This window comes from Pseudomonas sp. TE9122, assembly GCF_056278925.1.
In genome coordinates this window covers 2505892-2518869 of sequence record NZ_JBWBQI010000001.1, presented here as the reverse complement: position 1 = coordinate 2518869, position 12978 = coordinate 2505892, and the positions used below count along the sequence as shown (strand labels likewise).

Below are 12978 nucleotides of genomic sequence, written 5' to 3'. Positions count from 1 at the left end.
CTTCAGCTGGTTTTTTCTGCACGCGGTACCAGTGACACCCAAAATCGCGTTCGCGTATGCACATCGACGGGCAAACTGGCTGCCAGCAGTGCCAGCACTTGATCGGTATCGTCGAGGCGAAAGCTGCCAGTGACGCGCAGCGATTCCAGCGCCGGATCCCAGCGCAGAACACCCGAGCGGTAGCGACTCAGCTCGCGGAGGAAATCACCCAGCGGCTGGTTTTGCGCCATCACCACACCTTCGCGCCACCCGGGCATCAACGCATCGAACGCCGTCACCGCCCCGGCGCCCGAAGCTTGCAGGCTGACTTGCTGGCCCTGCTGCAATACCAGCGCCGGGCCGTGCAGCGGCTGCAATTGCACCGAACCACGCAGCACGCAGACCTGGCAATCGCGCGCATTGAGGCGCACCGAGATGTCGCTGTGATTGACGATCATCCGCCCATAAGGCGCGTTGACGATAAAGGCTGAATCGCCCGCGACGTTGAGCGCCATCTCGCCACGAATCAGCGTCAACTGACGTGCCGCCAGATCGACATTAACCGCGCTGTCGGTGTTGAGTTGCAATGAAGAATCCTGGGCCAACTGCACTTTGCGCCGCTCGCCAGTGCTGGTGTGCAGGTCGGCGCGCCAGACCTCCAGCGGCAGCTCCCGACTGATCAACCACGCCGCCGGCACCAGCGCCGCCACGCCCAAGGCACGCTTGAGAGCAGCGCGCCGCGCCGGATCCGGCCGATCCAGCGTGGCCAGGGCAAGCGCCGGGGGCAAGCCTGCAAAGCGTTGACGCAGTTGTTGAATTTTCTGCCACGCGTTCTCGTGGCGACTGTCGCTGGCGCGCCAATGCTGTAATCGCGCGTGATCTTCATCGCTGGCAGCGCCGGACTCGAGCAAGGCCAGCCATTGCGCCGCTGCCCGCGCCACTTCCCGCATTTCATCATTGGGTGCAACGCGCATCACAGATCCACCAGCAAACAATGCTCGTACGCCTGGGCCATGTAACGTTTCACCGTGCGCTCGGAAATCTGCAAGCGCTCGGCAATCTCGCGGTAGCCAAGGCCCTCGAGTTGACTCCAAAGAAATGCCCGGCGCACGGGGCGCGGCAAGCCATCGAGCAATTCATCCAGCGCCTGCAAGGTTTCCAGCAGCAACCAGCGCTGCTCCGGCGACGGTGCGCACGCTTCCGGCAATTGAGCCAAGGCATCGAGGTAGGCTTTTTCCAGATGGCGCCGCGTGTAGAAATTGCTCAGTAGCCGTTTGCCGACGGTGAGCAGATACGCGCGCGGCTCGCGCAATTCAGCCAGTGGCGGCGCGTTGCACAGGACGCGGACAAAGGTGTCTTGACTGAGGTCCGCCGCATCCCACGCATTGCCCATGCGCCGGCGCAGCCATGTTTCCAGCCAGCCGCGATGCTCGCGGTACAACTGCTGCAGGCTTTGCTCCGACGGTGACGTGGCTTCAATCATCTCAAGAGACCCTGCGCGAAGGTAGATTCAAATGAGACTGATTCTATTTAACTTCTGCGAGGACACAAAGCCTTTTTCTGCTCAGCGCTTGAGCGTTTCGCTCGGCAGCTCCTTGAAAAGCGCGCGGTAACTGCTGGAAAACCGCCCCAGATGCCAGAACGACCAGCGCATCGCCACTTCGGCAACGGTGGTTTCCGTGGGCCTGCGCTTGAGCAATTCACGGTGCGCACTGTTCAGCCGCCTCAGGCGTAACCAGTGGCTCGGGGTCATCCCGGTGTAGGCCTTGAAAGCTTGCTGCAACTGGCGCAGGGGTACGCCGGCAACGTGGGAAAGTTCGAGCAGATTGACCGTGTCTTCCGGCGAATCAGCCGCCCACTCCCCTACTCGCTTCATGATTTGGCGTTCGTTGTTGCGCTGCTGCAATCCTCCACGATCAAGACGGGTTTGAGCGTTGTCGAGGATGAACAGGCAGTCCTCGAGCAGTTGCCGAGTCAGGCGATCTTTATCAAGTGGATCAGCAGCTTGCGACAACTTCGTGAGAATCGAGCTTAGCCAGCCGCTGAACAAAGCGTTCTGTCCGCAGTTCAGCGGCGCCATGAACAAACCTTCGAGCTTTGCCACTTGCAAACCGTGCTCGCGGACAAAATCCGGACCGAACACCACAGCGATTTCCCGGTAGTTCTCCGGGGTGATCCAGATGTTGCGGCTCTCTTCGTTGAGCAGATACAGCGCGTTGTCGCTGCGATCGAAACAGAACGCCAGAGCCCCGGATGGCGCACTGAAATTCTGCTCGACCCGGGTGTTCATCTGTTCTTCGTAAACCTCGACGCCCTGCAGATCCAGATAGCGAATCTGCCCGGCGAAATGCCCCGGCGACATCTGCTGGTAATGCTGGACCCAGCCCGGTGTAGCGCGGATTTGCTCGGCCACATCGGCGGTATTGAACGCTTGAACCTGAAGCGGATTGCACGTTGTCATGGGGTGATCCTGCGCACTCTTTTGGTGCGCTTTGGTGCTGCTGAAAGTGGATAGATGGAATCGCAAGCCGCGCCCAAGATAGTCCCCAACGCGCCACAGGGGAAGGGGCGGAAGATGAAACCCGCCCTCCCCGGCGTCTACAAAACCAATAACGAGGTCCTTATGAACGCCCCTTTCGATCAGCTGTTCACCTGGCTGAAAGATCACAAGATTACCGAAGTCGAATGCGTGGTCAGCGACCTGACCGGCATCGCCCGCGGCAAGATTGCACCGACCAACAAGTTCCTGCATGAGCGCGGTATGCGCCTGCCGGAGAGCGTGCTGCTGCAAACGGTAACCGGGGATTTTGTCGACGACGACATCTACTACGACCTGCTCGACCCGGCTGACATCGACATGGTTTGCAAGCCGGTTTCCGATGCCGTGTATGTCATTCCTTGGGCAATCGAACCGACTGCCATCGTCATCCACGACACCTTCGACAAGTTCGGCAACCCGATCGAACTGTCGCCGCGCAACGTGCTGAAGAAAGTCTTGCAGCTCTACACCGACAAGGGCTGGAAGCCGATTGTCGCGCCGGAAATGGAGTTCTACCTGACCCAGCGCTGTGAAGATCCGGACCTGCCGCTCAAGGCACCACTGGGTCGTTCGGGTCGTGCGGAAAGCGGTCGCCAGTCATTCTCGATCGATGCCGCCAATGAATTCGATCCGCTGTTCGAAGACGTCTACGACTGGTGCGAACTGCAAGGTCTGGATCTCGACACGCTGATCCACGAAGACGGCCCGGCGCAGATGGAAATCAACTTCCGCCACGGCGATGCGCTGGATCTGGCTGACCAGATCACCGTGTTCAAACGCACCCTGCGCGAAGCAGCGCTCAAGCACAACGTCACCGCGACGTTCATGGCCAAACCGATCGGCGACGAGCCCGGCAGCGCCATGCACTTGCACCAGAGTGTGGTCGAGATCGCGACGGGCCAGCCGATCTTTGCCGATGCCGAGGGCAACATGAGCGAGCTGTTCCGTCATCACATCGGTGGCTTGCAGAAATACATCCCGAAAGTGCTGCCGATGTTCGCGCCGAACGTCAATTCGTTCCGCCGTTTCCTGCCGGACACCTCGGCACCGGTCAACGTCGAATGGGGTGAAGAGAACCGCACGGTGGGCCTGCGTGTGCCGACTTCCGGGCCTGAATCGATGCGCGTGGAGAACCGCTTGCCCGGTGCCGACGCCAACCCGTATCTGGCGATTGCCGCGAGCCTGCTGTGCGGCTACATCGGCATGGTCGAGAAGATCGAGCCGAGCGCGGCGGTCGAAGGCCGGGCCTATGAACGCCGCAACCTGCGCCTGCCCATCACCATCGAAGAAGCCCTGACGCAGATGGAAGACTGCCCGAAAGTCGCCGAATACCTGGGCAGCAAATTCGTCCGCGGTTACGTCGCGGTCAAACGCGCCGAGCACGAAAACTTCAAGCGCGTGATCAGCTCGTGGGAGCGTGAATTTCTACTGCTCAGCGTCTGACGGCGCGCCCGTCCCTGTGGGAGCGAGCCTGCTCGCGAAGACGTCAGTACATTCAATATTGACGTCGACTGGAACACCGCTTTCGCGAGCAGGCTCGCTCCCACATGGGATTGTGCAGCGCCTGAGAATTCCAATAAATCCAAGAGGTGTCGATATGCGTCTAATGAAATCCGTACTCCCGGTCGCACTGAGCGCGCTGTTCAGTGCAGCAGCCCACGCCGAGCCCCAGGTCAGCGTCTACAACTGGACCGACTACATCGGCGAAACCACCCTCGCCGACTTCCAGAGCAAGACCGGGATCAAGGTGATCTACGACGTCTTCGACTCCAACGAAACCCTTGAAGGCAAACTCCTCGCCGGCCGCACCGGATACGACGTGGTGGTGCCGTCCAACCACTTCCTCGCCCGTCAGGTAAAGGCCGGCGCGTTTATGAAGCTCGACCGTTCACAGTTACCAAACTGGAAGAACTTGGACCCGAAACTGCTTGAATTGCTAGAGAAAAATGATCCCGGCAATGCGCACTCGGTGCCTTACCTGTGGGGCACCAACGGCATCGGCTACAACGTCGACAAGGTCAAGCAAGTGCTCGGCATCGACCACATCGATTCCTGGGCCGTGTTGTTTGAACCGGAGAATCTGAAGAAGCTCAGCCAGTGCGGTGTGTCGATGATGGACTCCGCCGACGAAGTCTTCCCGGCCATCCTCAACTACATGGGCATGGATCCGCGCAGTGAAAACCCTGAAGACTACAAAAAGGCCGAAGCCAAGCTGCTGAGCATCCGTCCGTACATCACCTATTTCCATTCTTCCAAGTACGTGTCGGACCTGGCCAATGGCGACATCTGCGTCGCGTTCGGTTACTCCGGCGATGTGTTCCAGGCGGCCAACCGCGCCAAGGAAGCCAAGAACGGTGTGAATATCGCTTACGCCATCCCCAAGGAAGGCGCCAACCTGTGGTTTGATCTGCTGGCGATTCCGGCCGACGCGAGCAACGCCAAAGAGGCGCATGCCTTCATCAATTACCTGCTTGATCCGCAGGTGATCGCCAAGGTCAGCGCCACCGTCGGCTACGCCAACCCGAACCCGGCGGCCAAGCCGTTCATGGATGAGGAACTGGTCAACAACCCTGAGGTTTATCCGCCGCAGTCGGTGCTCGACAAACTCTACATTTCCTCGACCCCGCCCCAGGCGATCATGCGTCTGATGACCCGGTCGTGGAGCAAAGTGAAGTCGAACAAATGAATCAGCACAGCGCACAACACACCCGCTCCTGGTACGCCGCTTCTGCGCGGGCGACCACGCCCTACGCGGCGCTCGACGGAGATTTGATTGCCGATGTCTGCGTGATCGGCGGCGGCTTCACGGGCGTCAACACGGCGATTGAACTGGCGCAGCGTGGTCTGTCGGTGGTGCTGCTCGAAGCGCGACAGATCGGCTGGGGCGCCAGCGGGCGTAACGGTGGTCAGCTGATTCGCGGCATTGGTCATGAAGTCGAGGGGTTCGCTCGCTACGTCGGCCAGGACGGCGTGCGCTATTTACAGCGCGCCGGCATCGATTCGGTGGAGCTGGTGCGCCAGCGCATCACTGAAAACGCCATCGACTGTGATCTGCGCTGGGGCTTTTGCGAACTGGCCAACACCGCCGCGCAATTCGCCGCGTTCAAGCAGGAACAGGCCAGTCTCGCCGAACTCGAGTATGCCCACGAAACCAGGCTGGTCGGGCCGGAGCAGATCCGGCAGCAAGTGGTCGACACTGGTGTGTACGCCGGCGGATTGATCGACATGGGTTCGGGGCACTTGCATCCGCTTGATCTGGTGCAAGGTGAGGCGCGTCTCGCGGGATCGCTGGGCGTGCGTATCTTTGAGCAGAGTCCGGTGCTGGAAATTCTCCATGGCCCGACCGTCGAGGTGCGTTGCGCCACGGGTTCAGTGCGCGCCGGCAGCCTGGTGCTCGGCTGCAACGCGCATCTGGATGACCTCGAGCCGAAACTCAGCGGCAAGGTGCTGCCCGCCGGCAGTTACATCATCGCCACCGAGCCGCTAGACGAAAGCCGCGCCGCGCTGTTGATTCCACAGAACCTGGCGCTGTGCGATCAAAAAGTCGGACTGGACTATTACCGACTCTCGGCTGATCGACGGTTGCTGTTTGGCGGCGCTTGTCATTATTCCGGGCGCGATCCGGCGGATATCGCCGCCTATATGCGCCCGAAAATGCTCAAGGTGTTCCCGCAACTGGCCGATGTGCGCATCGACTACCAATGGGGCGGCAAGATTGGCATTACCGCCAACCGTTTTCCTCAGGTTGGCCGGCTCAAGCAGCACCCGAACGTGTTTTACGCGCAGGGCTATTCCGGTCATGGCCTCAACGTCACCCATTGGTGCGCGAAGTTGTTGGGCGAAGCCATTCATGCCGGGCACAGCCAGGGCATGGACGTGTTCAGCAGCGTGCCGCACATGACCTTCCCCGGTGGCCCGGCCTTGCGTTCGCCGCTGCTGGCGCTGGGCATGTTCTGGTATCGCCTGCGCGAAATGCTCGGTTAACAGGCGCTTACACTGATCGTTCCCACGCTCTGCGTGGGAATGCAGCCCGGGACGCTCCGCGTCCCAAACTCGATCAAAAGATCTCAGCCTTCGGCAGCTCCTGGACTGCAATCGCGTCCCACGCCAGCTATACACATTTGCTCTATCGCCAAGCACTTCTATATTGATGAAGTGCTTTTGCGTTCCTGACGCTCAGTGCCCGATTAATTGAGGAGGACATGGATGAAGTCGTCAGCCAGCGACGAGCCGCGAGCACCCGGTCAGGCGCCGATCAAAACCCGCCGATTCGGTATCTCGCTGGTATGGATCGTGCCGATCGTGGCGGTGCTGGTGGGCATTTCGCTGGTGATTCACAACATCCTCCAGGAAGGCCCGACGATCACCGTCACCTTCAAGACCGGCGATGGCCTGACCGCCAACAAGACCGAAGTCAGGTACCGCAACGTAGTCATCGGCCATGTCTCCGATGTTGAACTGGCCAACGACCATAAACACGTCAACGCCACGATCAAACTCGCCAAGCAGGCCGAAGCCTTCACCCGCGAGGACTCGCAATTCTGGGTGGTACGTCCGCGCATCGGCGCCGGCGGGGTATCGGGCATCGACACATTGCTGTCGGGCGACTACATCGGTGCCGACATTGGCCAGGCCAATACCCGCTCAAAAAACTTCAAGGGTCTGGAGAACCCGCCGCCGATCACCTACGGCGAACCGGGCAAGCGCTTCACCCTGCACACCGCCGACCTCGGCTCGCTGGACATCGGCTCCCCCGTCTATTACCGCAAGATCCCGGTTGGCCAAGTGGTGTCCTATGCCTTGGACCAGGACGGCAAAGGGGTCAACATCGAAGTCTTCGTGCATTCGCCAAATGACGCCTACGTCACCGAAAACACCCGTTTCTGGAACGCCAGCGGCATCGACATCAATGTCGGTGCCAACGGCTTTGCGGTGAAAACCGAGTCGCTGTCGACCCTGCTGGTGGGCGGCATCGCTTTCCGCGCTCCGGATTACAGTCCCAACGATTCGCCAGCCAGTGAAGACAAGGGTTTCGAACTGTTCGCCGACCAGGCCACCGCCCTCGCCCCGCCAAACGGCAAGGCACAATATCTGGCGCTGCGCTTCGATCAAGCCTTGCGCGGGCTCAAGGTTGACGCGCCGGTGGAGTTCCTCGGAGTTGAAATCGGCCGGGTGGTGGCAGTCAATCTCGACTTCGACGAGGTCAAGCGCACCTTCCCGGTGAATGTCGGCATCGTCATCTATCCGCAGCGTCTGGGCCGCGCTCACACGAAAATGCTCAAGGCTTACCATGGCGACGAAAACGATGAGGCCACCGGCGCGCGCCTGATCGGCACGTTCATCGAAAACGGCCTTCGCGCCCAGGCCCGCAACGGCAACCTGCTCACCGGTCAGTTGTATATCTCCCTGGATTTCTACCCCAAAGCGCCGAAAGTCGCTTTTGACCCTACGGCACGGCCGGTGACCATTCCGACCGTCCCTGGCAGCCTCGAGCAATTGCAGGAAAAACTCGAGGCGATGGTCAACAAGATCAACGCATTGCCGGTTGAACGCATCGCCAGCAACCTCGACGGCAATCTGGTCGAGCTGCGCAAGGGCCTGAAGCAGTTCAACGCCAGGACTCTGCCGGGTGTACAGAGCACCCTCGCCGACGTCAGCAAGACCTTGCAGTCCGCCAATTCGACCCTGGCCGAGGATTCACCGCAACGTGAGCAGTTGACCGAAACCCTCGACGAACTCGGGCGCATGTCGCGCTCGTTGCGAGAGCTGTCGGATTACCTCGGTCGCCACCCTGAGTCGCTGATTCGCGGACGCCCCGACAACGCCGCGCCGCTGGACCTCAAAGGACCGCCACGCAATTGAGCACAGGAGCTGCATCCATGGTTTTACCGTTGAAGATCTCCCTGCTCGCTGCGCTCGTGCTGCTGGCCGCGTGCCGTAGCGACCCGATCAGCTTCCATACGCTGACCCCGGCGCAACCGGGTGCCAGCCGCAACGGCGCCGACATCGCCATCGAAAGCATCAGTGTGCCGCCGCAGGTCGATCGTGCGCAGATCGTGATTCGCCAAGGCAACAGCGGCGTGGCCATCCTGGATACCGATTGGTGGAGCGCCACCCTTGCCGATGAGTTGCGCGGTGCGCTGGTCGATCAATTGAGCGGCGGCGTCGGCCAGCAGCGCGCTTCCGTGCGAATCGACGTGCAGCGCTTCGATTCGATTCCCGGTCAGTACGCCTTGATCGACGTGAAATGGCGAGTGCGCCCATTAGGTGCGGCGGACGCGGCCCTGCTGAGCTGTCGCTCGGTGTTGCAGACGCCTTCAGGGCCGAGCATCGACGAACTGGTAACCGCGCAACAGAACAACATCAAACGCCTCGCTGCGCACATCGCGCAGGGTGCCAGCGGCTCGCGCTGCCCGCCGCAGACCTGACACCGTTTACAAATCGAAGCGATCCACCGCCCGCCGCCGCTCGTTGTCATCGCGCACATCGTAGTTGGCAGTCGTCTGGATATTGCTGTGATGCGCCAGTTTCTGTGCGATCGACAGGTCGTGCTCTTCGATCACCCGGGTGATGAATGAACGACGGAAGTCATGGGGCATGATTTTCACCCCGACCTGCGTACCGCGCTGGCGGGCAATGTAGTAAATCGCGTGTTTGGTGATGCGCTCGCGGGTGATGTGGCTGCCCCGGCGAATACGGTTGAACAGAAACGCATCGTCGCTCTCGCCTTCCTTGAGCTGTGAACGACGCAGTTCCAGCCAGGCGTCGAGCTTGGCAAAGGCCCAGGCCGGCGCGTACTTGATCAACTGTTTGTTGCCCTTGCCGGTCACCGTCAGGCTGCGTTCGTGAAAGTCGACCTGGCTCAGATCCAGATCCACCGATTCCGACTTGCGCATGCCGGTGCCGTACAGCAGCGCAATCACCGCCGCATCACGCAGGCCCTGCGGGCGCGGGTCGGCAGCGCAGACCTCCATCAGTTCATGAATCAGCGTGCGCTTGAGGTTGCGCCCCTGGGACAGCCGCGTGCCGGCTATGCCCTTGACCGACCGCATCTTCAGCAGGTGATCCTGGCTGATCAGGCTCATGCGCCATGCTTCGTTCATCACCCCGCGTACGGCGTTCACGTACAGCGACGAGGTGTTCGGTGCATAACCATCGGCACGCAAAGCGGCGACCAGCGCCACCACGTCTTCCGGTTGCAGGCCGTGCCAGGGGATTTCTTCGATATCGACGTCCTCGAAACCGAGGCGGTCAGCGGCGTCTTGCAGCACATAACGCATGGTCAACTGGCTGGAAGGTGCCAGTCGCGCCAGGTAAACGGTCAGCGGATTGCTGGTGGACGATGCAGGTTGGGTACTCGACAAATCACTCAAACGAAACGGCCTTGAAATAAAAAACGATTCAACAAAAACAATAAATGCATGAAATGAAACGCAAAAAACGGCATGACTCGATGACAAGGGTTACCGCGAAAGGCCGACAACCTGCCGTTCGAGGCGGTAAAAGTCAATCGGGCATTCCCCGAACGGTCTGTTTGCTGGTTCTTCAGCAGTAGGCGAACTGAAACATCGCGCTCTTATGTTCAGTGCAGGGAACTGCGAGCAGGAGTGCGGCATGAAGATCACGGTGTTTGGCAGTGGTTATGTCGGTCTGGTGCAAGCGGCGGTGCTGGCCGAGGTCGGTCACGACGTCGTGTGCATGGATGTCGACGCGCAAAAGATCGAGCAGTTACGCCAGGGCCACGTCAGTATTTTCGAGCCGGGGCTGGCCAGCCTGGTGCGCGAGGGCCTGGATTCGCAGCGCCTGCAATTCACCACTGATGAGCGGCTTGCGGTGTTGCATGGGCGGGTTGCGTTCATCGCGGTGGGCACGCCGTCACGCGAGGATGGTTCGGCGGATCTGCGCTACGTCCTGTCGGTTGGCGACGCGATTGCCCGGCATCGCCAGCAGCCATTGATCGTGGTGGAAAAGTCCACGGTGCCGGTGGGCACGGGCGACGCTTTGCGCAGCCACATCGAAAAGGCCCTGATCAAGATTGGCCGCCTGCTGCAGTTCGATATTGTCTCCAACCCGGAATTTCTCAAGGAAGGTTCAGCGGTTGCTGATTGCCGGCGACCGGATCGCATTGTCATTGGTTGCGAAGGTACTGAAGTGCGCGATGTGATGCGCGATCTGTACGCGCCGTTCAACCGCAACCATGACCGCATCCTGTTCATGGACCTGCGCAGCGCCGAGCTGACCAAATACGCCGCCAACTGCATGCTGGCGACCAAGATCAGTTTCATCAACCAGATCGCCGAACTCGCCGAGCACCTCGGCGCGGACATCGAATCAGTGCGCCAGGGCATCGGTGCCGATACGCGGATTGGCTATCACTTTATCTATCCGGGTTGCGGCTACGGCGGTTCGTGTTTTCCCAAGGACATGCGCGCGTTGATTCACAGTGCCGAGCAGGCACATTGCTCCAGTGATCTGCTGCAAGCGGTCGAGGCGATCAACCAGCGCCAGAAGCACAAGCTGTTTGAGCGCATCAACGCCTTCTACCGGGGCGATTTGCGCGGCAAGACCTTTGCCCTGTGGGGCCTGGCGTTCAAGCCCAACACCGACGACATGCGCGACGCGCCGAGCCGGGTTCTGCTAGAAGATTTATGGGCTGCCGGGGCCAATGTTCGTGCGTTTGATCCTGAGGCCATGGTCGAAACGCAGAAGCTCTATCCGGATGAGTCGAAGCTGACGTTGATGGGGACGCCGGAATCGGTACTGGCCGGCGCCGATGCGCTGATCATCTGCACCGAATGGCAACAGTTCAAGGCCCCGGATTTCGAGCTGATCAAACAGCGCCTCAACAGCCCGGTGATCTTTGACGGCCGTAATCTGTACGACGCCGAGCGCCTGGCGCGCAATGGCTTTCAGTATTTCCCGATGGGGCGCGGTGAATCGTGCAAGTTGCCGATCACCTTGCGGCAGTGGCCCGCGGCTTCGGATGTGGCTTGAACTGGCTCGCTGGTGGCTCGCTGGTGGCTCGCTGGTGGCCAGTGATGGCAGTGGACTGCACACAGACCCTGTGGGAGCTGGCTTGCCAGCGATGACGGAATATCAGCCGATTCAAATGTTGCCTGACACACCGCAATCGCTGGCAAGCCAGCTCCCACAGGGACAATGTGCATGGGGCGATGGGGGTTGACCGGTGGCGGCTGCCCAGAGAGGATGGCGTTCGCCCACGCTTCCCGAATAAGGACATTCCCCTTCCGTGGCCATCTATTCGCCGTTCATCCGCCGGCTGATGCTCAGCTCGCTGACCGTGGTCATCAGCCGCGCCCTGATCAACCCGCTGCTGACGCTGTTCCTCAGCAACAAGCTTGGCCTCAATCCGCAGGATGTCGGCTTGCTGCTCGGCATCGCCGTGTTCAGCGCAACATTGCTGTCGCTGTACGGTGGCTACATCATCGACAAGCTGGACAAGCGCCAGTTGCTGGTCCTGGCCATGCTCTCCAGCGGTATCGGCCTGATCCTGCTGACCTTCGCGCAGAATCTGTATGTCGTCACCTTGGTGCTAATCATCAGCGAAACCGCGTCGGCGCTGTTCTTGATCGGAAGCAAGGCGATCCTCAGTGAAAACCTGCCGGTGGGCCAGCGGGTCAAGGCGTTTTCCCTCAATTACACGCTGACCAATATCGGCTACGCCGTCGGCCCGATGATTGGCGTGGTGATTGCCGGGGTGCAGCCGTCCGCGCCGTTCATCGTTGCCGGTGCGATCGCCATTGGCAGTATTTTTCTGCTGCTCGGCGCGACCAGGGATGCCAGTCCGATAACTTCCGGCAATGCGCCGCAAAGTTTCCTCAACACGCTGATGATCCTGAAAAACGACCGTACCATGGTGCTGTTCACCCTCGGTTGCCTGCTCAGCACATTGGTGCACGGGCGCTTTACGCTGTACCTGTCGCAATACCTGCTGGTCACCCACACCCAGCAACAAACGCTCGACACCATGGCCGCCCTGCTCGCCTGCAACGCAATCACGGTGATCCTGCTGCAGTACCAGGTGGGTCGCTGGCTCAGTCGCGAACACCTGCGTCACTGGATTGCCGGCGGCACCGCGCTGTTCATCGTCGGGTTGATCGGTTTCAGTCTTGCGGACAGCCTGCTCGGCTGGTGCGTGGCGATGTTCATCTTCACCCTGGGCGAGATGATCATCTACCCCGCTGACTTCCTGTTCGTTGACACCCTCGCCCCGGAGGCACTGCGCGGCAGCTACTACGGCGCGCAGAACCTGTCAGCGCTTGGCGGGGCTGCCAGCCCGGTAATGTGCGGTTTTCTATTGATGCACACGCCTGCGCCAAGCATGTTCTACGCCTTGAGCGGTTTGGCGGCGCTGGGCGGTTATCTGTGCTTCGTCAGCGCTCGGCGCACCGCTTCAATGCAAAAATAGTGCACTAAAACTGCATTTATATGAATTTGTC

Annotated in this window: 11 protein-coding genes; 7 read left to right on the top strand and 4 right to left on the bottom strand. The window is 60.3% G+C overall.

Annotated features, from left to right (window positions below; genetic code table 11):
• Window positions 1-2 precede the first annotated feature (2 nt).
• The 3 genes from ACZ9BE_RS11425 to ACZ9BE_RS11415 form a co-directional block, all read right to left on the bottom strand.
• Complete coding sequence (locus tag ACZ9BE_RS11425; protein ID WP_476249426.1) at window positions 3-953, bottom strand: FecR domain-containing protein; 951 nt, start codon at window positions 951-953, stop codon at window positions 3-5.
• On the bottom strand, window positions 953-1462 hold the full coding sequence (locus ACZ9BE_RS11420) for a sigma-70 family RNA polymerase sigma factor (RefSeq protein WP_256809803.1): 510 nt from the start codon (window positions 1460-1462) through the stop codon (window positions 953-955). The genes ACZ9BE_RS11425 and ACZ9BE_RS11420 overlap by 1 nt, the downstream gene beginning before the upstream one ends.
• A gap of 81 nt (window positions 1463-1543) precedes the next feature.
• Entirely contained in the window at window positions 1544-2440 is an 897-nt protein-coding gene (locus ACZ9BE_RS11415) for a helix-turn-helix domain-containing protein (RefSeq protein ID WP_252867605.1), read from the bottom strand.
• A gap of 162 nt (window positions 2441-2602) precedes the next feature.
• Between ACZ9BE_RS11415 and ACZ9BE_RS11410 the strand changes: the two genes are divergently transcribed.
• From ACZ9BE_RS11410 to ACZ9BE_RS11390, 5 genes are all read left to right on the top strand, one after another.
• Entirely contained in the window at window positions 2603-3961 is a 1359-nt protein-coding gene (locus ACZ9BE_RS11410) for a glutamine synthetase family protein (protein WP_041480368.1), read from the top strand.
• Window positions 3962-4115: 154 nt separating this feature from the next.
• Window positions 4116-5204: a polyamine ABC transporter substrate-binding protein gene (locus ACZ9BE_RS11405; protein WP_476249425.1), complete on the top strand. Its 1089-nt coding sequence runs from the start codon at window positions 4116-4118 to the stop codon at window positions 5202-5204.
• Window positions 5201-6502, top strand: coding sequence for an NAD(P)/FAD-dependent oxidoreductase (locus tag ACZ9BE_RS11400; RefSeq protein ID WP_476249424.1), 1302 nt, complete (start codon window positions 5201-5203; stop codon window positions 6500-6502). The genes ACZ9BE_RS11405 and ACZ9BE_RS11400 overlap by 4 nt, the downstream gene beginning before the upstream one ends.
• Window positions 6503-6724: 222 nt before the next feature.
• Window positions 6725-8380, top strand: coding sequence for a PqiB family protein (locus tag ACZ9BE_RS11395; protein ID WP_252876296.1), 1656 nt, complete (start codon window positions 6725-6727; stop codon window positions 8378-8380).
• 17 nt (window positions 8381-8397) lie between these two features.
• Window positions 8398-8946: a PqiC family protein gene (locus ACZ9BE_RS11390; RefSeq protein WP_095180019.1), complete on the top strand. Its 549-nt coding sequence runs from the start codon at window positions 8398-8400 to the stop codon at window positions 8944-8946.
• Window positions 8947-8952: 6 nt separating this feature from the next.
• Here the strand turns inward: ACZ9BE_RS11390 and ACZ9BE_RS11385 are convergent, their stop codons facing one another.
• On the bottom strand, window positions 8953-9891 hold the full coding sequence (locus ACZ9BE_RS11385) for a site-specific integrase (RefSeq protein WP_374046271.1): 939 nt from the start codon (window positions 9889-9891) through the stop codon (window positions 8953-8955).
• Between the two features lie 241 nt (window positions 9892-10132).
• On the opposite strand from ACZ9BE_RS11385, the gene ACZ9BE_RS11380 reads away from it, so the two are divergent.
• Window positions 10133-11512 (top strand): UDP-glucose 6-dehydrogenase, encoded by a 1380-nt coding sequence (locus tag ACZ9BE_RS11380; protein ID WP_476249423.1) that lies wholly within the window; start codon window positions 10133-10135, stop codon window positions 11510-11512.
• Between the two features lie 256 nt (window positions 11513-11768).
• Complete coding sequence (locus ACZ9BE_RS11375) at window positions 11769-12947, top strand: MFS transporter (RefSeq protein ID WP_476249422.1); 1179 nt, start codon at window positions 11769-11771, stop codon at window positions 12945-12947.
• Window positions 12948-12978: the final 31 nt, after the last annotated feature.